This window comes from Bacillus sp. FSL R7-0685 (assembly GCF_038002425.1).
Lineage (GTDB): Bacteria > Bacillota > Bacilli > Bacillales > Bacillaceae > Bacillus > Bacillus subtilis.
Genome location: NZ_JBBOCN010000001.1, coordinates 2456954 through 2479192, shown reverse-complemented (window position 1 = coordinate 2479192; position 22239 = coordinate 2456954). Strand labels below are relative to the sequence as shown.

The 22239-nt window shown below is 41.8% G+C and carries 23 protein-coding genes; 16 read left to right on the top strand and 7 right to left on the bottom strand.

Translation table 11 applies throughout. From position 1 onward, the window contains the following. Nucleotides 1-94: 94 nt before the first annotated feature. The 6 genes from MKY50_RS12890 (at nt 95) to MKY50_RS12865 (ending at nt 6461) form a co-directional block, all read left to right on the top strand. Nucleotides 95-589, top strand: a complete 495-nt coding sequence (locus MKY50_RS12890) for a YaiI/YqxD family protein (protein ID WP_341116779.1) — start codon at nt 95-97, stop codon at nt 587-589. Between the two features lie 33 nt (nt 590-622). Continuing rightward, on the top strand, nt 623-2434 hold the full coding sequence (gene dnaG / locus MKY50_RS12885; protein ID WP_015714277.1) for a DNA primase: 1812 nt from the start codon (nt 623-625) through the stop codon (nt 2432-2434). A 198-nt stretch (nt 2435-2632) separates the two neighbouring features. Then, on the top strand, nt 2633-3748 hold the full coding sequence (gene rpoD / locus MKY50_RS12880) for an RNA polymerase sigma factor RpoD (protein WP_003226225.1): 1116 nt from the start codon (nt 2633-2635) through the stop codon (nt 3746-3748). A gap of 329 nt (nt 3749-4077) precedes the next feature. Next, nucleotides 4078-4440 carry a cytochrome c550 gene (gene cccA, locus MKY50_RS12875; RefSeq protein ID WP_003230068.1) on the top strand — a complete coding sequence of 121 codons (363 nt, stop codon included), beginning with the start codon at nt 4078-4080 and terminating at the stop codon, nt 4438-4440. A 256-nt stretch (nt 4441-4696) separates the two neighbouring features. Further along, complete coding sequence (gene trmK, locus MKY50_RS12870; protein WP_003246178.1) at nt 4697-5347, top strand: tRNA (adenine(22)-N(1))-methyltransferase TrmK; 651 nt, start codon at nt 4697-4699, stop codon at nt 5345-5347. Then, entirely contained in the window at nt 5340-6461 is a 1122-nt protein-coding gene (locus MKY50_RS12865; RefSeq protein WP_341116778.1) for a Nif3-like dinuclear metal center hexameric protein, read from the top strand. The genes trmK and MKY50_RS12865 overlap by 8 nt, the downstream gene beginning before the upstream one ends. Before the next feature lie 22 nt (nt 6462-6483). Here MKY50_RS12865 and MKY50_RS12860 read toward each other — a convergent pair whose 3' ends face one another. Together MKY50_RS12860 and MKY50_RS12855 are read right to left on the bottom strand one after the other, a co-directional pair. Continuing rightward, nucleotides 6484-7428 (bottom strand): 4-hydroxy-3-methylbut-2-enyl diphosphate reductase, encoded by a 945-nt coding sequence (locus tag MKY50_RS12860; RefSeq protein WP_014477361.1) that lies wholly within the window; start codon nt 7426-7428, stop codon nt 6484-6486. A 122-nt stretch (nt 7429-7550) separates the two neighbouring features. Continuing rightward, the gene (locus MKY50_RS12855; RefSeq protein WP_122894882.1) at nt 7551-8294 is read right to left on the bottom strand and encodes a YqfQ family protein; all 744 of its coding nucleotides are present in this window, start codon (nt 8292-8294) and stop codon (nt 7551-7553) included. A gap of 168 nt (nt 8295-8462) precedes the next feature. Between MKY50_RS12855 and cshB the strand changes: the two genes are divergently transcribed. Both cshB and MKY50_RS12845 read left to right on the top strand, forming a co-directional pair. Beyond that, nucleotides 8463-9779: a DEAD-box ATP-dependent RNA helicase CshB gene (gene cshB, locus MKY50_RS12850; RefSeq protein ID WP_032677120.1), complete on the top strand. Its 1317-nt coding sequence runs from the start codon at nt 8463-8465 to the stop codon at nt 9777-9779. Between the two features lie 9 nt (nt 9780-9788). After that, the gene (locus MKY50_RS12845) at nt 9789-10682 is read left to right on the top strand and encodes a deoxyribonuclease IV (protein ID WP_116316535.1); all 894 of its coding nucleotides are present in this window, start codon (nt 9789-9791) and stop codon (nt 10680-10682) included. 26 nt (nt 10683-10708) lie between these two features. On the opposite strand, the gene MKY50_RS12840 is transcribed toward MKY50_RS12845, so the two are convergent. After that, on the bottom strand, nt 10709-10963 hold the full coding sequence (locus MKY50_RS12840) for a DUF2624 domain-containing protein (RefSeq protein ID WP_003230076.1): 255 nt from the start codon (nt 10961-10963) through the stop codon (nt 10709-10711). Nucleotides 10964-11078: 115 nt separating this feature from the next. Between MKY50_RS12840 and MKY50_RS12835 the strand changes: the two genes are divergently transcribed. Together MKY50_RS12835 and zur are read left to right on the top strand one after the other, a co-directional pair. Then, nucleotides 11079-11960, top strand: a complete 882-nt coding sequence (locus tag MKY50_RS12835) for a YitT family protein (protein ID WP_003230077.1) — start codon at nt 11079-11081, stop codon at nt 11958-11960. A 137-nt stretch (nt 11961-12097) separates the two neighbouring features. Beyond that, nucleotides 12098-12535, top strand: a complete 438-nt coding sequence (gene zur / locus MKY50_RS12830; protein WP_004398578.1) for a zinc uptake transcriptional repressor Zur — start codon at nt 12098-12100, stop codon at nt 12533-12535. A gap of 42 nt (nt 12536-12577) precedes the next feature. Here zur and MKY50_RS12825 read toward each other — a convergent pair whose 3' ends face one another. After that, nucleotides 12578-13159, bottom strand: a complete 582-nt coding sequence (locus MKY50_RS12825) for a nucleotidase (protein ID WP_003246215.1) — start codon at nt 13157-13159, stop codon at nt 12578-12580. A gap of 132 nt (nt 13160-13291) precedes the next feature. On the opposite strand from MKY50_RS12825, the gene MKY50_RS12820 reads away from it, so the two are divergent. Continuing rightward, nucleotides 13292-13681 carry a DUF308 domain-containing protein gene (locus MKY50_RS12820; RefSeq protein ID WP_074794481.1) on the top strand — a complete coding sequence of 130 codons (390 nt, stop codon included), beginning with the start codon at nt 13292-13294 and terminating at the stop codon, nt 13679-13681. Nucleotides 13682-13706: 25 nt separating this feature from the next. On the opposite strand, the gene ispG is transcribed toward MKY50_RS12820, so the two are convergent. The 3 genes from ispG to MKY50_RS12805 form a co-directional block, all read right to left on the bottom strand. Continuing rightward, on the bottom strand, nt 13707-14840 hold the full coding sequence (gene ispG, locus MKY50_RS12815; protein ID WP_010886567.1) for a flavodoxin-dependent (E)-4-hydroxy-3-methylbut-2-enyl-diphosphate synthase: 1134 nt from the start codon (nt 14838-14840) through the stop codon (nt 13707-13709). Between the two features lie 122 nt (nt 14841-14962). Next, nucleotides 14963-15262 carry a LysM peptidoglycan-binding domain-containing protein gene (locus MKY50_RS12810; RefSeq protein ID WP_003230087.1) on the bottom strand — a complete coding sequence of 100 codons (300 nt, stop codon included), beginning with the start codon at nt 15260-15262 and terminating at the stop codon, nt 14963-14965. Between the two features lie 94 nt (nt 15263-15356). Further along, entirely contained in the window at nt 15357-16118 is a 762-nt protein-coding gene (locus MKY50_RS12805; protein WP_015384107.1) for a DUF1189 domain-containing protein, read from the bottom strand. Nucleotides 16119-16227: 109 nt separating this feature from the next. Here MKY50_RS12805 and MKY50_RS12800 point away from each other — a divergent pair, with 109 nt between their 5' ends. The 5 genes from MKY50_RS12800 to MKY50_RS12780 all read left to right on the top strand — a co-directional run bounded on the left by MKY50_RS12800 (nt 16228) and on the right by MKY50_RS12780 (nt 22217). Further along, complete coding sequence (locus MKY50_RS12800; RefSeq protein WP_212058907.1) at nt 16228-16710, top strand: DUF456 domain-containing protein; 483 nt, start codon at nt 16228-16230, stop codon at nt 16708-16710. A 178-nt stretch (nt 16711-16888) separates the two neighbouring features. After that, nucleotides 16889-17497, top strand: a complete 609-nt coding sequence (sodA, locus tag MKY50_RS12795) for a superoxide dismutase SodA (protein WP_004398583.1) — start codon at nt 16889-16891, stop codon at nt 17495-17497. 106 nt (nt 17498-17603) lie between these two features. Then, on the top strand, nt 17604-18896 hold the full coding sequence (locus tag MKY50_RS12790) for an MFS transporter (protein ID WP_003230095.1): 1293 nt from the start codon (nt 17604-17606) through the stop codon (nt 18894-18896). 113 nt (nt 18897-19009) lie between these two features. Beyond that, nucleotides 19010-21160: a penicillin-binding protein 2A gene (pbpA, locus tag MKY50_RS12785; protein WP_341116777.1), complete on the top strand. Its 2151-nt coding sequence runs from the start codon at nt 19010-19012 to the stop codon at nt 21158-21160. Between the two features lie 154 nt (nt 21161-21314). Continuing rightward, nucleotides 21315-22217 (top strand): phosphate ABC transporter substrate-binding protein, encoded by a 903-nt coding sequence (locus tag MKY50_RS12780; protein WP_014480275.1) that lies wholly within the window; start codon nt 21315-21317, stop codon nt 22215-22217. Nucleotides 22218-22239 lie beyond the last annotated feature (22 nt).

Genomic DNA, 22239 nt, shown 5'->3' with positions numbered 1-22239 from the left:
GTCAAGAATTTCTCCCGGAAATTTTTCGACAAATTCATATACATCCACAATAATAAAGGATGTGCGATTTTGCTTGCTTTTATGCAGGAGTTTAATGGAGGGATGGAGAATTACTCTTCTTAATGAACAAGAAAAGACGATTTTTGTCGATGCTGATGCTTGTCCGGTAAAAGATGAAATTTTACAAACAGCATCCGAGTATGAAGTTCAAGTTCTTTTTGTCGCTTCATTTGAACATTATCAGCTTTCCAGAAGCAATGAAGAAAAATGGAAGTATGTTGATCCTCATAAAGAAGCTGCTGATTTATATATCGCAAATCACGTGAAACCGGGAGATATTGTTGTGACGCAGGACATCGGATTAGCATCTCTGCTGTTGAACAGAAATGTCTCAGTTATGTCGGAAAGAGGTCGTCTTTACAAGGAAGACATGATTGATTTTGCCCTAGAGGGCCGTCATTTTTCCGGCAAACAAAGAAGAAAAGGCGTATATGCCAAAGGGCCTAAAAAATTGAATAAAGAAGATCGAGAACGATTTATTACACTGCTGCAAAAAATCCTGTCGAACGATGAAGGGATTTTGCACTAAAGCATCGAATAATGTACGACGGAGTGTTATAAGATGGGAAATCGGATACCAGATGAAATTGTGGATCAGGTGCAAAAGTCGGCAGATATCGTTGAAGTCATAGGTGATTATGTTCAATTAAAGAAGCAAGGCCGAAACTACTTTGGACTATGTCCTTTTCATGGAGAAAGCACACCTTCGTTTTCCGTATCGCCCGACAAACAGATTTTTCATTGCTTTGGCTGCGGAGCGGGCGGCAATGTTTTCTCTTTTTTAAGGCAGATGGAAGGCTATTCTTTTGCCGAGTCGGTTTCTCACCTTGCTGACAAATACCAAATTGATTTTCCAGATGATATAACAGTCCATTCCGGAGCCCGGCCAGAGTCTTCTGGAGAACAAAAAATGGCTGAGGCACATGAGCTCCTGAAGAAATTTTACCATCATTTGTTAATAAATACAAAAGAAGGTCAAGAGGCACTGGATTATCTGCTTTCTAGGGGCTTTACGAAAGAGCTGATTAATGAATTTCAGATTGGCTATGCTCTTGATTCTTGGGACTTTATCACGAAATTCCTTGTAAAGAGGGGATTTAGTGAGGCGCAAATGGAAAAAGCGGGTCTCCTGATCAGACGCGAAGACGGAAGCGGATATTTCGACCGCTTCAGAAACCGTGTCATGTTTCCGATCCATGATCATCACGGGGCTGTTGTTGCTTTCTCAGGCAGGGCTCTTGGCAGCCAGCAGCCTAAGTATATGAACAGTCCTGAAACCCCGCTCTTTCATAAAAGCAAACTGCTTTACAATTTTTATAAGGCCCGCCTTCATATCAGAAAGCAGGAAAGAGCAGTCTTATTTGAAGGGTTTGCTGATGTCATATCGGCCGTAAGCTCGGGTGTAAAGGAAAGCATAGCCACGATGGGAACGTCTCTTACAGATGATCATGTCAAGATCCTGAGAAGAAACGTCGAAGAAATCATTCTTTGCTATGACTCTGATAAAGCCGGTTATGAAGCCACCTTAAAAGCTTCGGAGCTTCTGCAAAAAAAAGGCTGCAAAGTCAGAGTTGCAATGATTCCTGACGGATTGGACCCTGATGATTACATCAAAAAATTCGGCGGGGAAAAATTTAAAAACGACATTATTGACGCAAGTGTCACCGTAATGGCGTTCAAAATGCAATATTTCCGAAAAGGAAAGAACCTGTCCGATGAAGGCGACCGCCTAGCTTACATTAAAGACGTACTGAAAGAAATCAGCACGCTTTCAGGGTCTCTAGAGCAGGAAGTCTATGTAAAGCAGCTTGCTTCAGAGTTTTCGCTTTCACAGGAGTCTTTAACTGAGCAGCTGTCTGTTTTCAGCAAGCAAAACAAACCTGCTGACAATAGCGGTGAAACTAAAACGCGGCGAGCGCATCTGACGACAAAAGCAAGGCAAAAACGTTTGCGTCCGGCGTATGAAAATGCAGAAAGGCTGTTACTCGCTCACATGCTTCGAGATCGGAGCGTCATCAAAAAAGTGATTGACCGGGTAGGGTTTCAATTTAATATTGATGAGCACCGGGCATTAGCCGCTTATCTTTATGCTTTTTATGAAGAGGGAGCCGAGCTGACGCCTCAGCATCTGATGGCCAGGGTGACGGATGATCATATAAGCCAGCTCTTGTCCGATATATTAATGCTTCAGGTTAATCAAGAGCTTAGCGAAGCCGAGTTATCAGATTATGTAAAAAAAGTGTTGAATCAAAGAAATTGGTCAATGATAAAAGAAAAAGAGGCGGAAAGAGCCGAAGCAGAAAGGCAAAAAGATTTTTTAAGAGCTGCTTCTTTGGCTCAAGAAATCGTTACATTGAACCGATCTTTAAAATAACTGGAGAACTGATGAGGAGCATTTATTGGCAATGATTCCTTGCGGAGGAGCAAATAGATCGCTTAACCTCATCATGAATTGTCATTTCATTATTCGCACATTGTTAAAGGCAGTTCACATAGAAAACGCCTGAATGGACCGAATAAGAATCATACCGCTTATAGAATTCGTTGCAAGCTTTGGAAGGAGGGATCCATAATGGCTGATAAACAAACCCACGAGACAGAATTAACATTCGACCAAGTAAAAGAGCAATTAACAGAGTCTGGTAAAAAACGTGGCGTTTTGACATATGAAGAAATTGCTGAGCGTATGTCCAGCTTTGAAATTGAATCAGACCAAATGGATGAGTATTATGAATTTTTAGGTGAACAAGGTGTTGAATTAATTAGTGAGAATGAAGAAACAGAAGATCCTAATATTCAGCAGCTTGCCAAAGCCGAAGAAGAATTTGACCTTAATGACCTAAGTGTACCGCCTGGCGTTAAAATCAATGACCCAGTTCGTATGTATTTAAAGGAAATCGGTCGGGTTAACCTTCTTTCTGCAAAAGAAGAAATCGCCTACGCTCAAAAGATTGAAGAAGGTGACGAAGAATCTAAACGCAGATTGGCTGAAGCGAACCTGCGGCTTGTTGTCAGTATCGCAAAACGGTATGTCGGACGCGGTATGCTGTTCCTTGATCTGATCCAGGAAGGAAACATGGGTCTGATGAAAGCCGTTGAAAAATTTGATTATCGCAAAGGTTATAAATTCAGTACGTATGCTACGTGGTGGATCAGACAGGCGATTACACGCGCCATTGCCGATCAGGCGAGAACGATCCGGATTCCCGTTCATATGGTTGAAACCATTAATAAATTAATCCGTGTGCAGCGTCAATTACTGCAAGACTTAGGCAGAGAACCAACACCTGAAGAAATTGCGGAAGATATGGATTTAACGCCTGAAAAAGTACGCGAAATCTTAAAGATTGCTCAAGAGCCGGTATCTCTGGAAACACCGATCGGTGAAGAGGATGACTCGCACCTTGGTGATTTCATTGAAGACCAAGAAGCAACTTCACCTTCTGACCACGCCGCATACGAGCTATTGAAAGAGCAGCTGGAAGATGTGCTTGATACGTTAACTGATCGTGAAGAAAATGTATTGCGTCTTCGATTCGGTCTTGATGACGGCCGTACAAGAACATTAGAAGAGGTCGGCAAAGTATTTGGAGTAACGAGAGAGCGTATTCGACAAATCGAAGCCAAAGCGTTGCGGAAACTAAGACATCCTAGCAGAAGTAAACGTTTGAAAGATTTCCTTGAATAAGATGGAACGGGTCTTGAAGATCCGTTCTTCTTTTTTTTAAAAAGATATATGGATAATATGCCTTTATTTTACTGAAAAATGATGTCATTTGCAAATGAACATTGTGGTGAAAAATTTCAAAATCTAATTCCATATTTTCTATTGTAAGCGTATACAATACATTATACAATAGAATAAAAAGGATATTAGAGATTTAGGCATGTTTCAATTCAATTTTGTATAAAGTGTGAATAAAAAACTTTTGTATAGCAATCCATTTACTTTTTGTAAAAATAAGTTAGAATTAGAAGTGTTTACATAGGGGGAAGGATCAAAAAGGGGGAAGGGAAATGAAATGGAACCCGCTTATTCCATTTTTGCTGATCGCTGTTTTAGGAATTGGTCTAACTTTCTTTTTATCAGTAAAAGGACTTGATGACTCTCGGGAGATTGCAAGCGGAGGAGAAAGCAAATCTGCTGAAAAGAAAGATGCAAACGCTTCACCAGAAGAAATTTACAAGGCAAACTGCATCGCATGCCACGGTGAAAATTATGAAGGTGTTTCGGGTCCGAGCTTAAAAGGTGTAGGGGATAAGAAAGATGTCGCTGAAATTAAAACAAAGATCGAAAAAGGCGGTAATGGAATGCCTTCCGGTCTTGTTCCTGCCGATAAGCTGGATGATATGGCAGAGTGGGTGTCAAAAATTAAATAAAAGAACTATTTTTCTCTTTATACATTCACAGGCCGCCGAGATGTTCTCGACAGCCTTTTATTTTTGACTGCCGCGTGCAGACCCGCATCAAAAGAAATAATTTCAAAATCATTTGCTTCAGCTTGGATTCCGGGCTGATTTTTTATATGATAGTAAAGGAAAAAATGATTGAGAAAAGTTGTGATGACAAGTGAACGAATTAAAATTATCTAAACGATTGCAAACAGTAGCGGAGTACATACCGAATGGAGCGGTGATGGCCGATATCGGCTCTGACCACGCCTACCTTCCTTGTTATGCGGTGCTGAATCATAAAGCCAGCGGGGCGATTGCCGGAGAAATAACAGACGGCCCATTTTTGTCTGCAAAGCGGCAGGTTGAAAAATCAGGCTTAAACTCGCACATTTCTGTAAGGCAGGGAGACGGACTGGAAGTGATTAAAAAAGGTGAAGCTGATGCCATTACGATTGCCGGAATGGGCGGGGCTTTGATCGCTCACATTTTAGAAGCGGGCAAAGACAAATTAACGGGGAAGGAACGGCTCATTTTACAGCCGAATATTCATGCTGTTCATATCAGGGAGTGGCTTTATAAAGAAAGATATGCGCTGATAGATGAGGTAATCCTTGAAGAGGACGGAAAGTGCTATGAGGTGCTGGTAGCAGAAGCGGGAGACAGGGATGCGGCTTATGACGGTATTTCTTTATCAGCCGGGATGCTCGTCGGCCCTTTCTTGGCAAAAGAAAAAAATGCTGTCTTTTTGAAAAAGTGGACACAAGAGCTTCAGCACACTCAAAGCATTTATGAACAGATCAGCCAAGCGGCGGATACAGAGCAAAACAAACAAAAATTAAAGGAGCTCGCCGATCGAATGGAGCTGTTAAAGGAGGTAATCGATCATGGCTAAAAGTGTAAATGGGCAGCAGATCATCCAGCTGTTTGAACAATTTTCCCCGAAAGCCTATGCGGTTGAAGGAGATAAAATCGGCCTGCAAATCGGCACCTTAAACAAACCAATTAAAAATGTGATGGTTACACTTGATGTGTTAGAGAGCGTTATCGATGAAGCGATTGAAAAAGAGGTTGACTTGATTATTGCACACCATCCTCCTATTTTCCGGCCGCTAAAGCATATTTCAACAGATCAGCCTGCCGGAAGGTTAATTGAAAAGTGTTTGAAGCATGATATTGCTGTTTATGCAGCTCATACAAATTTAGACGTTGCGGACGGCGGCGTGAATGATTTGCTTGCTGAAGCATTAGAGCTGAGTGAGACGGAAGTGCTGGCACCTACTTATACGGATCCTCTGAAAAAGCTGGCAGTTTACGTGCCGAAGGAATATGAAGAGCAGGTCAGAGCCGCGCTCGGAAATGCGGGGGCCGGCCATATCGGTGAATACAGCCATTGCGCGTTTTCATCTGAAGGAATCGGCAGCTTTAAGCCATTAGAGGGAGCTAAGCCTTTTATCGGTGAAGTGGGAGAGCTTGAGCTTGTTCATGAAGTAAGGCTTGAGACTGTATTTCCTAAAAGCGTCGAAAAGGCTGTTATCAATGCAATGATAAAAAGCCATCCATATGAAGAAGTCGCTTACGATATCTATCCTGTCGAACAGACTCCCGCCGAAAAAGGGCTCGGCCGTGTCGGAACCCTTAAAAATGAGATGACGCTCAAGGAATTCGCTTTATTTGTGAAAGACAAGCTTGACGCCAATGGTGTCAGAATGGTGGGGGATGCTGACAGCATGGTGAAAAAAGTAGCTGTTCTTGGCGGAGATGGAAACAAGTATATTCATCATGCAAAACGAAAGGGAGCCGATGTTTACGTCACAGGAGATTTATACTTCCATGTGGCCCATGATGCGATGATGCTTGGCCTAAATGTGGTTGATCCGGGCCATTACGCGGAAAAAATCATGAAAGAAGGCGTCACGAGAAAACTGACATCAATGTGTAACGATAAAAAGTTTGACGTGAATATCTTTGTTTCTGAAACAGATACAAATCCATTTACATTTCTATAAAAAAACTGAGGCTTTTACAGCCTCAGTTTTTTGCTTTTACTTTTGGAAGTATTTTTTTGAGCGGTATATTATGTTCAGTTGTCCAAGTTGATGGATCTTCGTGATCAAACTGCTCTAAAAAGCGAATGACTTCTTTTGTGATCGGCGTCGGTGTTGAAGCTCCCGCTGTAACTGCAACGGTATTAACGCCTTTCAGCCATTCGAGCTTCAATTCGCTTAAGTCGCCGATCCGGTATGCTTTTGTCCCGGCTATTTCCTCTGACACTTGAGCAAGCCTATTTGAATTGTTGCTTTTCGGGTCTCCGACAACGATTGTTAAGTCCGCTTTTTTTGCCTGCTCTGATACAGCTTCCTGCCGCACTTGAGTAGCGAGGCAAATCTCTTGGTGATATTCGACATGAGGATATTTTTCTTTGACAAGCTCCATAATGTCGTGAACATCCCATTGAGACATTGTTGTTTGATTCGTCACGATTAACTTCTCGGCTTGGATATCAAGGTTCTTTACATCTTCTTCTGTTTCAACTAAGTGAACGATCTCCGGCGCTACGCCAACGGCTCCCTCAGGCTCTGGATGCCCTTTTTTGCCGATATAGATCACGTGATATCCTTTTTCTTTCATCTCTAAGATTAGATTATGAGTTTTCGTCACATCCGGACATGTAGCATCAATTGCGACTAACCCTTTTTCTTCTGCGATTCTTCTGACTTCGGGAGAAACACCGTGCGCAGTGAAAATGACAGTTCCTTTGTCAACCTGCTTTAAGATGTCCAGACGGTTAGAGCCGTCCAATGTAAAAATCCCTTCCTCTTCAAACGCATCAGTGACGTGTTTATTATGAACAATCATCCCGAGTATATAGATGGGTCTTGGCAAGCTTTTATCTAGTGACGCATTTTTGGCAATGACCATAGCATCAACAACACCATAGCAATAGCCGCGCGGTGAAATTTTAATTACGTCCATTTTCGGTTGTCCTCCAATACTGAAGTGAGTAAAGGCAATATAAAAAGCCGTAATCAAACGGCTCTATTCTTGCATTCTTCTGATCTCATTATAGCCAATCTCACTTCAGATATCAAAGAATGTTAAATATATAATCTCGGTTTTGAACTGCCTGATGTTCTTTTCGGAGCAGGAGAGGCAGCTTCCTTTTTCTTCGGGGCAGATGTTTTTGATTCTTGTTCTTTATTGTCAATTGTTTTAGATTTCTTTGGGAGAGAAGAACTTTTTGGTTTTGATTTTTTGTTCCCATCTGAGGTTTTTGTTTCAGTCTCTTTCTCTTTTTCTGATGATTCTTCTGAAACGGATTGTTTTTCACTTTCCTCATTGGCCTCTGTTTCAGTATCATCACTTTTACTTAATTGGCTGTACAGCTTCATCATTGCTGGCAGATTGCGGACTAATGGGCCGTACTGCTGGATCATAGGGGTGACTTGCTGTGCCATGCCGAGTACTTTTTGCACATTTCCAAGCATACTGGATAATGATGCAGGATTGGCGATATTTTGAATGCCTTGCAGGCCAGCACCTCCGCTCGCTGCTGCACCTGCTCCTGGAATTCCAGGAACTCCGGCGCTGCCAGCGCCTCCTCCGCCGGGTAGGAACCTTGACAGCATTCCTTTTAAGCCTCCGCCTGCACCTGCACCATTTCTCGCTCCGGCATTTGCCTGAGGAAGAAATTGTCCGGCTTGCTGAAAACCTTGCTGCTGTGCTCCAAATGAAGGTCCTCGCATATTAGGCGGTCTTCTGCCCATCATTCGCTGATTTGGCATGGGGCGGGGCGGTCCGGGCTGTGGGTAATTTCTCATTGGCTGCTGCGGTGAAAACATACTTGTACCTCCTTTCAGCTCTCTCTGCTATTAGAATATGCATGGGCTGCGGTATTTGCTTTACATAACTGAATAAAACAAACGCCTTGCAAACGTGGTGTTTTTAAGCAAAATCGGGTATAATGTGATGATGGACACATAATGTGCCGCTTTAAGGAGCTGGGAAAAATGAAAGAAACGAAATTTGAACTTTATGAATTGAAACCATTTATTATAGATGCAGTACATCGCCTTGGTTTTTACGAACCGACTGATATCCAGAAAAGGCTGATTCCTGCAGTGTTAAAAAAAGAAAGCGTCATCGGCCAGTCTCAGACGGGTACTGGAAAGACTCACGCCTATTTACTGCCTTTATTAAACAAAATCGATCCTGCTAAGGATGTCGTTCAGGTAGTCATTACGGCTCCGACAAGAGAGCTTGCCAACCAGATTTATCAGGAAGCGCTTAAAATCACACAAGGTGAGGAAGGCAGTCAGATTCGCTCGAAATGTTTTATCGGAGGCACTGATAAACAAAAATCAATTGATAAATTGAAAATACAGCCGCATCTTGTTGTCGGTACACCCGGACGGATTGCTGACTTAATCAAAGAACAGGCGTTAAGTGTTCATAAAGCGGAATCTCTTGTTATTGATGAAGCGGATTTAATGCTGGACATGGGATTCCTTGCAGATGTAGATTACATCGGTTCCCGCATGCCTGAGGATCTGCAAATGCTTGTGTTCTCAGCGACCATACCGGAAAAGCTGAAACCATTCTTGAAGAAATACATGGAAAATCCGAAATACGCCCATGTGGAGCCAAAACAGGTGACTGCTGCGAAAATCGAGCATATCCTCATTCCTTCGAAACATCGTGACAAGGACAAGCTCCTTTTTGACATCATGTCGCATCTGAATCCATACCTGGGGATTGTGTTTGCCAACACGAAAAATACGGCTGACCATATTGCCCAGTATCTGACTGGCAAAGGCATGAAAATCGGCTTGCTGCACGGCGGATTAACACCACGTGAGCGGAAAAAAGTCATGAAGCAGATCAATGATTTGGAATTCACATATATCATTGCAACTGACCTTGCCGCAAGAGGTATTGATATTAAAGGTGTCAGCCATGTTATCAACTATGAGCTGCCGGATGATCTCGATTTCTATGTTCACCGTGTGGGCAGAACGGCTCGTGCCGGCTCATCAGGACAAGCGATGACCATTTATGAGCTTACTGATGAGGATGCATTAGTAAGACTTGAAAAAATGGGCATCGAATTTGAGTACTTAGAGCTTGAAAAGGGCGAATGGAAAAAAGGCGATGACCGTCAGCGCCGCAAAAAACGTAAAAAAACGCCGAATGAAGCGGATGAAATTGCTCATCGTCTCGTGAAAAAGCCGAAGAAGGTTAAGCCTGGGTATAAAAAGAAAATGAGCTATGAGATGGAGAAAATCAAGAAAAAACAGAGAAGAAACCAATCTAACAAAAGAAAGTAGGGGAACCTGTTGCTGAGAATAGGCTCACACGTCTCTATGAGCGGAAAACATATGCTTCTGGCTGCAAGCCAGGAAGCAGTCTCTTATGGGGCGAATACGTTTATGATCTATACAGGCGCACCGCAAAATACGCGCCGAAAGAAAATTGAAGACTTAAATATAGAAGCAGGCCGGGCACATATGCAAGAAAACGGCATTGACGAGATTATCGTACACGCGCCTTATATTATTAATATTGGCAACACGACAAATCCGTCCACTTTTGAGCTGGGTGTTGATTTTCTTCGTTCAGAAATTGAACGGACAGCGGCCATCGGAGCGAAGCAAATTGTCCTTCATCCTGGCGCTCACGTAGGAGCAGGAGCTGAAGCGGGCATCAAAAAAATTATTGAAGGCTTAAATGAAGTGATTGATCCGAATCAAAATGTCCAGATTGCATTAGAAACAATGGCTGGAAAAGGATCAGAATGCGGCAGAAGCTTTGAGGAGCTTGCGCAGATTATCGAAGGCGTTAAACACAATGAGCAGCTGTCAGTGTGCTTTGACACGTGCCATACACATGATGCCGGGTATAACATTGTCGAAGACTTTGACGGAGTGCTAAATGAGTTCGATAAAATCATTGGCATTGACCGTATTAAAGTGCTTCATATCAATGACAGCAAAAATGTCAAAGGTGCGAGAAAAGACCGCCATGAAAATATTGGCTTTGGTGAAATAGGTTTTGACGCATTGCAATATGTTGTTCACCATGAGCAGTTAAAAGACATTCCAAAAATTCTTGAAACACCATATGTCGGTGAAGATAAAAAGAACAAAAAACCGCCATACCGTTTTGAGATTGAAATGCTGAAAGAAAAACAATTTGATGATACATTGCTCGAAAAGATTTTACAGCAATAAAAAATGGGGGATAACACCCCCATTTTTTAGCTTGTAAATTGTTTGAATAGTTCATTAACTGTTTGAGCTGTTTCTTTCGATGTAATCGTCTCTACTTGTTTCAGCAGCCGCATTCGTTCACTCTCATTAAAGATGTTTACATTTTTCCCGTATAACAGGTTCGCTACTTCAACTGCCTGCGATCTTGTTAAGCTGATTCCGTATTGTTTTGAGTACTTCAGCAAATCATCAGCAGTAGCCTGATTAAGCCGCTGTAAAATAATTCTTTGAAATAAAATCATCGGTCATTCCACCTCCAGACTTAATGTATGGGCAAATCAGTAAAATGTGTCAGTGTTTAATGGTAAAATAGATTTATAATGTATTTAAAATAGTTATTGCAGGAAAGGAGATTTTATGACCCCAACAAAACAACATAAGAAAGAAACATTTACCCATTTTATTTTCAGGGTCTTTATGATTCTGGTAGGAGCTGCATCTGCGGCTGTAAGTATTGAATTATTTTTAATCCCCAATGATTTTATTGATGGCGGGATTATCGGTGTATCACTTATTTTAGACCACCTCTTTATGTCAAACCCCTTTCTGAATTTCGCTTTTTTCGTTGTCATATTAAATATTCCTTTTATGATCTTCGGATATAAATATATCGGTAAGACCTTTCTAGTCTCTACGTTTATAGGGATTGTCGGGCTTGCCGTTATTGAATCCTCACTTCACCATGTAGAAGCCATTACAACCCAGCCTATTTTGGCTACTGTGTTCGGAGGTCTTTTACTCGGCTTTGGCGTCGGGCTTGTTATTCGAAACGGAGGTTCAATGGATGGTACAGAAATTCTCGGTATTTTGCTGACCAAAAAACTCCCGTTTTCAGTAGGTGAGTTCGTTATGTTCATCAATGTGTTCATTTTCATTTGGGCAGTTTTTGTGTTCGGTCCTGAGCAAGCGATGTACTCATTCATGACTTATTATATTGCGATGAAAACGATTGATGCCGTGATCCAAGGGCTTGATGAAACAAAAGCTGTCATTATTGTGTCTGAGCAGTATGATGAGATTTCCGACGCGATTTTGCACCGTCTTGGTCGGGGCACAACGAAGCTGAAGGGGAAAGGCGGATATACGGACGAAGAAAAAGACGTAATTTACGCGGTTGTCACAAGGCTGGAAGTGACAAAGCTCAAATCGATCGTGTTTGAAGTTGATCAAAATGCATTCATAACAATTATGAATACTCATGAAACGAGAGGCGGAAAATTCAAAAACGCAATCCACTAGGCTTTCATTTACTTTTATTCATTTTATGGGTATAATTTTATCTGCAGTAAAGAAAATGGCTTGCTGGACAGACAGCTGCCATTTTCTTTTTCATACATGTAATACGTTCTTAAGCAAAGCGAAAAGGGGGACCCTTCATGAACGTACAAGAAGCGCTGAACCTACTAAAAGAAAACGGATATAAATATACAAACAAACGGGAGGATATGCTGCAGCTTTTTGCTGATTCAGACAGATATCTTACCGCTAAAAACGTACTGTCTGCACTGAATGATGATTATCCAGGCTTAAGCTTTGATACAATCTACAGAAATCTTTCTTTATATGAAGAACTTGGGATTTTGGAAACAACTGAGCTGTCCGGTGAAAAGCTCTTCCGATTTAAGTGTTCATTCACCCATCACCACCATCATTTTATTTGTCTTGCCTGCGGCAAAACAAAGGAAATTGAATCATGTCCGATGGACAAGCTTTGTGATGATTTGGATGGCTATCAGGTCAGCGGGCATAAATTTGAGATTTATGGCACATGCCCTGATTGTACAGCGGAAAACCAAGAAAACACTACTGCGTAAAATGCGTATATATGAAAAAGGGGCCCGGTTTGGGCTCCTTTTTCAGTTATTGACACGTATTAAGTGATGCTTATTGTTGTTCATCCATTGAACGGCTTCTAGCCAGTTGTTTACTCTGATGATGTTTGAATCAATCGGAAGCTGATTATAAGGGGAATTGAACAAAATCACCGGTATCCCGGCTTCTTTCGCAATCATCATGGCGTTCCCGTGATGATCCTCAAAAAACAGGTCGATGTTATGATTCTTGACCGCTTCAACTTTGTGATGACCGCCAACGAGTTCGATGTGGTCATAATGAATGTTTTGTCTGTCAAACCATTCATAGGTAATATCAGTTAAATGAGTCCGTCTCGCTGTAATATAAATAAGCTTGTGCTCCTCTTTGAGAAGATCAAGTGACTGTTTCGCATGCTGTGCAAGCAATGCTTCCTTATATATGATCGCTTCATTTTGATTCATCCAATCCCAAAATTCTTCCTGGGTAATGTTTAACAGCTTTGTTAAATCATAATCCGTCATATCGTTTAATGAAATGGAAAGATTAAACGAACGGTTCAAATAAGGGACGAATGTATCCTGAGCCGTGATTGTGCCGTCAATATCTATTCCTAAGCGTAACATGCCCACACTCCTTCAGTTTCATCCCTTCAAGTGTAACATAAACAATTGACATTAACAGAAAAGTTTAGCAAACATGAATCAGGCAAAATGGATCAAACTATAAAAGCTCCTTTAATAAAACAGAAGGGGGAATTGAAGGTGGCAAACGATTACGAAAAGCGTGATAACAACAGTTACTATGTTGATCATGGATCTGAAGGGACAAATATTAACCGCGACAATGACGGTTTTTTTGAGGAAACAGCTGCTGAAATCGCAGAGCCTTATCGTGCTGCTGACCGCAGCAATGACCAAGACAATGATCGCAGCGGCGGCAATGTCAATGAAGGACGGGGAATAGGATATATCGCTTTAGCCTTGTCCATCATTTCATTGTTTGTACTGCCTGTTTTATTGGGAGCTGCTGGTATTATTGTCGGCTATATCGCAAGAAGAAGAGGTGCTCAAGGCCTTGGCGCCTGGGCAATGGGTATCGGTGTCGTTTCATTAGTGCTTGGAATATTTATTATTCCATTTTTCTAACACAAAAAAGCTTGACGGGTTCCCGTCAAGCTTTTTGTGTTTCTTCTTTTAATTTTGCTTTTTCAGCTTCAAGTTTTGCGTAGTGTTCCTCAGCAAGAATGTCAATTTCTTTTTTGAGTTCTTCTACCATCGTTTCCTCTGGAACCTTACGGACAATTTTCCCTTTCCGGAACAGCAGTCCTTCACCGCGTGCGCCGGCGATTCCGATATCAGCTTCTCTCGCTTCACCAGGTCCGTTTACAGCGCAGCCGAGAACAGCAACTTTAATCGGTGCTTTTATCTTAGAAATATACTCTTCCACTTCATTGGCAATGCTGATTAGATCAATCTCAATACGGCCGCAAGTCGGGCAAGAGATGAGCGTGGCAGCATTGGAGGCTAAGCCGAAAGATTTCAGAAGCTCCCTTGCTACTTTTACCTCTTCTACAGGGTCTGCGCTTAGTGAAATGCGCATGGTGTTCCCGATGCCTTTGCTTAAAATGGCGCCGAGTCCTGCTGCGCTCTTTACTGTGCCGGCAAACAGTGTTCCTGACTCGGTGATCCCGAGGTGAAGCGGGTAGTCAAACGCTTTCGCCGCTTTTTCATAAGCCTCGATTGCAAGGTTCACGTCAGAGGCCTTCATGCTGACAATAATATCGTGAAAATCAAGATCCTCAAGAATTTTAATGTGATGAAGTGCGCTTTCTACCATTCCATCGGCAGTCGGATAACCGTATTTTTCTAAAATGCGTTTTTCCAATGAACCGGCGTTTACTCCGATTCTGATCGGAATGCCTTTGTCTTTGGCTGCTTTAACAACCGCTTCAACTTTTTCGCGCCGGCCGATGTTGCCGGGGTTGATTCGGATTTTATCTGCGCCGCCTTCAATGGCTTTCAACGCAAGTTTATAATCGAAATGTATGTCAACAACGAGAGGAATGGAAATGCGCTTTTTAATATCCGCAATGGCGTTTGCTGCCCGTTCATCAGGACATGCTACCCGAACGATTTGGCATCCGGCTTCAGCCAAACGGTTAATTTCCGCAACCGTTGCTTCTACATCATGTGTTTTTGTTGTTGTCATGCTTTGGATGACAACTTCATTGTTGCCGCCTATTGTTAAAGGTCCCACTTTGACGGGACGCGTTTTTGTACGATGTGTGATTTCACTCACTTGCAATCGCTCCTTAATTGTAGTTGCCGCTTCTAGATATAACAATTCTAGTATGGTTTATGTGAATTTATTTTACAAATTACATTGTAACAGTGTCTTCGCCGAACTGACAAGAAATTAACGTTAAATTAAGGGTAGACCGGGAATTTATACGCTGTTCCCGCTTGAATGGCATTGGCTTTCACATTTGGATTCAGTGCTTCAAAATCCTTTACAATGTCATCCGGAGAACCTGCTGATCCGACTATCGACATAACCGTATCACCCGGCTTTACCTTCACCGTTTTATAAGCCGGTTCTTGTACAGCCGTTTTTGCTGATGCTTCATAGACAGGGAGGTCCTGAATGGGTATGGTTCCAATTTTAAGGTCATAAAAAAGAATAAAAAGTATAAAAACAATGCTGCATACTAAGGTGAGACGCTTCATCGCTTTTCCTCCCGCATACGAAATTTTATACCATAGTATGCTTGTCCATTTCGATTCATGACAAAAGAAAAGAGACTGCGAATGCAGTCTCGGTTTATACAGCAGCTTTTTTGGACGGAATCTCTTTTAAAACGAGAAACAGGATGACAAAATTGACAAACCAGTTCAGCAAAAATTCACTTGGTACGGTTGCTTCTAATGCCCGCATGATTGTAAAGAATACAGTTGAAAGGGTGATGGAATAAGCAGAAAGCTTCCAGAGCTGATGATAGGATAAATGTTTTTTCTGCGAATTCTTAATGATTAACCCGATAAGCGCTAAAAACGATACTTCAATAAATTTTCCCGCTGCTGTTACGAGAAAAATAAGAGCTGAGAGAACAGTTACAATCATCGCTTTATTTTGGTTTAACCCTGCAATGACATCTTTTTTCTGTAACTCTGATGGCATCATTGAGTAAGACATTTCTTGGGCTTGTCCGTCAATGGCCAAAACAAATTTGTTCTGAAGGATGCCGATCGCGTTTTGCTTTGCTTCAATTTGTTCAGTGCCATAGGAGTCTGTCGGATCGAACACGATAACGAAACCATTTGCTTGAGATTCCGTGGCTTTTTTCTCATCCGTTTGAAGTTTGCCGTTTGAAATTGTGAAATCAGGGAAATCTTTGTTTAAAACAGTTTTAAAGCCGTTCATTGATTTTACGGTCCCTGTACTTACATAATAAGCGGTAGGGATTGCAAACAGGACAGAGAGCAAAAATACATAAAGAATCGCTTTTCCGATTCCTTGAAATCTTGTTTTTGCAATATCACGGGGAGAGTATGTACTTTTAATGAAAAGCTGAAACACATTCACTATCTTCACTTCCTAGCTAAACTAATATATGTTGCTTATTGTATCGTTGCATGCGTGTGAATACAAGGAAGACATGAAGAAGACAGAGTAAAATGGGAGGATGGAAGCTATGGATATGTTGTATTGGCTGTTGATTGCAGCGGTTTTTATCATTGCCTTTATCGGGCTGGTGTATCCTGTTATTCCGAGCGTAGTATTTATTGTTGCCGGATTTGTATTGTACGGATTTTTATTTTCATTCAGTCCGTATTCTTATATGTTCTGGCTTGTTGAGGCAGTTTTTGCCGCAGTATTATTCGCAGCAGATTACGTGTCGAATCTGCTTGGAGTAAAAAGGTTCGGAGGAAGCAAAGCTGCCATATGGGGAAGCACGATCGGTTTATTAATCGGGCCTTTTGTCATTCCGGTTGCAGGGATCATATTGGGGCCGTTTATCGGGGCTGTTTGCGCAGAACTTATCGTTCATCAGAAGGACTTAAAGTCAGCGTTTAAAATTGGCCTCGGCTCACTCATTGGTTTTTTAACAGGGGTTATTGCAAAGGGCATCACACAGCTTTTGATGATCGGATACTTTTTATGGACGGTCCTATAAGAAATGCTGGCGGCAGGTTTAATGGGGCAGATTATCGGTTAAAGTGAAATATGTCCGCTGAAATGAGCCAAATCGTGAGCTTTTTCATTGATTACAAAGCATTCTTTTGTTACATTGAATGAAGAAAGGCTCGCTGTGAAGCGGCATTTCAGTACATATATACTAAGGAGGAATTATCATGGCTTACGAACTTCCAGAATTACCTTATGCGTACGATGCTTTAGAACCGCATATCGACAAGGAAACTATGACTATTCACCATACGAAACACCACAACACATACGTGACAAATTTAAACAAAGCGGTTGAAGGAAACACTGCTCTTGCCAACAAATCAGTTGAAGAGCTTGTTGCAGATCTTGATTCTGTTCCTGAAAACATCCGCACTGCAGTCCGCAACAACGGCGGCGGACACGCGAACCACAAATTATTCTGGACACTTTTATCTCCAAACGGCGGAGGCGAACCGACTGGCGCGCTTGCTGAAGAGATTAACAGTGTATTTGGAAGCTTTGACAAATTCAAAGAGCAATTCGCAGCAGCAGCAGCTGGACGCTTCGGTTCTGGCTGGGCATGGCTTGTTGTGAACAACGGTAAACTTGAAATCACAAGCACGCCAAACCAAGATTCTCCGCTTTCAGAAGGCAAAACGCCTATCTTAGGTCTTGACGTTTGGGAGCATGCTTACTACCTTAACTATCAAAACCGCCGTCCTGATTACATTTCAGCTTTCTGGAATGTTGTAAACTGGGACGAAGTGGCTCGTCTATACAGCGAAGCAAAATAATGGCACAAACAAGGTCCTCATTATGGGACCTTGTTTTTTTATGTCTTCTTTTTACATATCTCGGTTTGAGTGAGACAGACTAAGGGATAGTAAAGGGGAGTCAGTAATGAGCAAACTAAAAAAAGTGATAGGCGATGTAGACGTAAACAAAGGGTTACTCTTTCTGCTGACCATTGGCGGGCTTTACTCGCTGGGAATTGCACTGTCCAATACATTTGTTAATGTGTATCTTTGGAAGCAGTCAGGGAAATTTATTGATTTGGCGATATATAATTTATCCATTGTGACAATGCAGCCGATAACCTTTTATTTGGCTGGACGGTTAGCCAAAAAAATAGACAGGGTATTCATTTTAAGGTTCGGCGTCATTTTTTTAGCTGCCTTTTATTTAAGTGTGCTTTTAGCCGGAGAAACGGCGGCCAGCCGCCTCGTGCTAATCGGCGCGGTGCTCGGAGTTGGCTATGGCTTTTATTGGCTAGCGTTTAACGTACTGACCTTTGAAATAACAGAGCCGGATACACGAGACTTTTTCAACGGGTTTATGGGCATTCTGTCTTCCTCTGCAGGAATGATCGGCCCGATTGTAGCCGGATTCGTGATCTCAAGGCTTGAAAATAATACGGGTTATACAGTGATTTTCAGTCTCTCCCTCAGTTTATTTGCCCTGGCTGTCGTGATGAGCTTTTTCTTAAAACGGAGAGAATCAAAGGGCCGTTTTATGCTGAGCAAAGTATTTGGAGAGCGCCATAGCAATATGAATTGGCGGAGAATCACGAATGCGCATTTTTTTCAGGGTTTGAGAGAAGGGATTTTTGTCTTTTTAATCAGTGTGTTTGTATTTATTGAGACAAACAGCGAACTTGCTCTCGGTACATTCGGTCTTGTCAATTCAGCTGTTTCCTTCTTTGCCTACTACTTTGCATCCAGGCTGATTAAGAAAAAGGCGAGAAAAAAATCGATTTTGCTGGGCGGACTTATTTTGTATGGCGCGCTGTTTTTGATTCTGTTCCATATGAGCTTTTCGACATTATTAACGTATGGCGTTTTTATTGCCATCGGCTATCCTCTGTTGCTTGTGCCATATGTATCACTTACATATGATGTGATAGGGCGCGCGAGGCATGCCAGAAAAGCAAGAATTGAATATATCGTGCTTAGAGAAATGTTCTTGAACGCCGGCCGAATTGTTTCCATTTTGTGCTTTCTCCTGATTGTGGCCCTTCTGAAAGAGGATGTGGGAATTCCTTTGTCACTTGCGATATTGGGTATAGGACATCCTTTGATTTATTACTTTGTCAAGGATATTCGTTTTAAGGAGAAAGAAGGGGAAAATGAAACCATGGAAGAAGACGGCCAAAAACGGGTAACAGAACCGACCCTGTTAAAAGGCGAGAGATAATTTTTTTGCCAAAAAGGGGTTATCTGTAGAAAAAAGTCGAAAAAACCTTTAAAATGAAAACTGGCACTCTTACTTGAGTGTCTTTTCTTTCTGTAAATAGAAAAGGTGATGTTATGAGGAGAAATAAACCAAAAAAGCAAAATCATAAAGAGAAAAAGAAGTCGCTTCCGATCCGGCTGAATATTTTATTTTTAGCTGCCTTTGTTATATTTACCTGGATTATTGTGGAACTGGGCATCAAGCAGATCGTGCAAGGCGATGATTACAAAAACCAAGCGAATAAGCAGGAACAAAGTGAAGTCAGCTCAGCGGTACCACGCGGGAAAATTTATGATCGAAACTTTAATGCCATTGTGACAAATAAGGCTTTAAATGCAATCACATACACGAGATCTAAATCGACCACGCAAGAACAGCGCTTAAAGATCGCAAAAAAGCTGTCTGACATGATCAAAGTCGATACAAAAAAAGTAACAGAACGGGATAAAAAAGATTATTGGATTTTGACTAGACCGAAAGAAGCGAAAAAGCTCATTAGCTCTAAAGAAAGACAGCAGGTTGAAGACAAAAAAATATCCGATGACGATTTATACCAGCTTCAGCTAAAACGGATTACTGATAAGCAGCTGAATGAATTGACGGATAAAGATATGGAGATCCTTGCTATCAAAAGACAGATGGATTCGGGCTATGCATTAACCCCTCAATATATCAAAAACGAAGATGTATCAGCGAAGGAAATGGCAGTGGTAAGTGAACATTTAGACGAACTGCCAGGTGTTGATGTCACGTCCGATTGGAAACGTGAATATCCTTATAAAAACCTTCTTCGCTCAGTGCTCGGAAGTGTTTCCAGCTCTAATGAAGGATTGCCGTCCAACTTGCTCGACCATTATCTGTCGCTTGGCTACAGCCGTAATGACAGGGTAGGAAAAAGCTATTTGGAATACCAATACGAAAGCCTTCTGCAGGGCCAAAAAGCCAAAGTCGAAAATATCACAGATTCAAACGGCAATGTCACGGGAACGAAAACCGTTTCTGAAGGTAAAGCCGGTAAAGATCTCGTGCTTACGATTGACATTGATTTGCAAAAAGAAGTGGAAAAAATCATTGAGAAGAACCTCAAATCTGCTAAAGCAAGACCAAGCACGCAATTGTTAGACCGGGCATTCGTTGTCATGATGGACCCAAGAAACGGTGAAGTGCTTTCAATGGCGGGCAAGCAGATTAAACAAGAAAATGGGAAATATAAAATTGATGATTACGCTTTAGGTACAATGACGTCATCTTACGCCATGGGTTCAGCAGTCAAAGGCGCAACAGTCTTGACAGGCCTTCAAACCGGAGCTATCAATCTGAATACTGTTTTTCAAGATGAACCTTTATATATTGGTCAGGATAAACGCGGTAAAAAGTCATGGACTAACTTAGGACCGGTCAATATTCAAAGAGCCTTAGAGCAGTCTTCTAACGTATTTATGTTTAAAACAGCGATCGCGCTCGGAAAAGGTGAATATAAACCGCACCAAGCTTTACCGATTGATACGACGGCCTTTGATACGTTCCGTAATTATTTCAGCCAATTTGGATTAGGTGTCAAAACTGGAATTGATCTTCCGAATGAAATGACAGGCTATAAAGGAACAGACAGATTGACGGGATTCTTGCTTGACTATGCAATCGGCCAATACGACACATATACACCGCTGGAACTGGCGCAATACGTATCAACGATTGCAAACGGCGGGTATCGCTTAAAACCTCAGCTTGTGAAAGAAGTCAGGGATCCTAATCCTGAAAAAGGAATCGGTGCTGTCGTACAATCCGTTCAGCCGGAAGTGCTGAATAAAATCGACATGAAGAGTGAATATATTAAAGAGGTTCAGGCCGGATTCAGACGGGTGATGACAAAAGGGACAGCTGCCAGCCAATTTGCTTCAGCGTCATATCAGCCTGCCGGTAAAACAGGAACAGCACAATCGTTCTATGATGGACCTGATAAATCAAAAACAGGAACATCGACTTATAATACGACACTTGTTGCCTATGCACCGGCTGATAATCCTGAGATTGCGATCTCTGTAGTAGTCCCTTGGGCTTATATTGATTACAGCGCTAAATATACCATTACAAACGAAATCGGCAGGGAAGTAATGGATAAATATTTTGAGCTGAAATCGAAGCAGGACAAAGAAGATACTCAGCAAAAGAATAAAGACAAAATTGAAGAAAATGCAGAAAACACAACGTCTTCTGATAACTAAAAAGAAACGCTCACATGATGTGGGCGTTTTTTTTATACAAAAAAACGCACTGATTTACAAAACCTTAACATTCGGTTCAAACCCTTTTTACATAGAACCTTTACTCTATACGTGTAGGACAAATTACACATTATACGCAGGGGGAATTCAGGAAATGAAAAAAAACAAATTGGTGCTTATGCTTCTGATGGCTGCTTTTATGATGATTGCAGCTGCATGCGGAAATGCAGGAGAAAGTAAAAAATCGAATAGCGATTCTGCAAAAGGAGAAGAAAAGGCATCAGGTTCTTTAACCATTTCTGGTTCATCGGCCATGCAGCCACTAGTACTTGCAGCCGCGGAAAAATTTATGGAAGAAAACCCTGATGCTGATATACAGGTACAAGCTGGCGGTTCTGGAACAGGGCTTTCTCAAGTCTCTGAAGGAGCTGTTCAGATCGGGAATTCAGACGTTTTTGCTGAAGAAAAAGAAGGTATCGATGCAAAAGCGCTTGTCGATCATCAAGTCGCTGTAGTTGGTATGGCAGCAGCTGTAAACCCTGATGCTGGTGTGAAGGATATTTCAAAAGATGAATTGAAAAAAATCTTCACTGGCAAAATCAAAAACTGGAAAGAGCTCGGCGGCAAAGACCAAAAGATTACACTTGTAAACCGTCCTGATTCTTCTGGCACACGTGCTACATTTGTGAAATATGCGCTTGACGGAGAAGAACCTGCAGAAGGCATTACTGAAGATTCCTCCAACACGGTGAAAAAAATCATTGCTGATACTCCGGGAGCGATTGGATATCTTGCATTCTCATATTTAACAGATGATAAAGTAACTGCTCTATCTATTGACGGTGTTAAACCTGAAGCGAAAAATGTAGCAACTGGCGAGTATCCGATCTGGGCTTATCAGCATTCTTATACAAAAGGTGAAGCGACAGGTTTAGCTAAAGAATTTCTTGATTATCTAAAGAGTGAAGACATTCAAAAAAGCATTGTTACTGACCAAGGCTACATTCCGGTTACTGATATGAAAGTGACACGCGATGCCAACGGGAAGCAAAGCTGATCTTAATAAAAAGAGGAGTGCG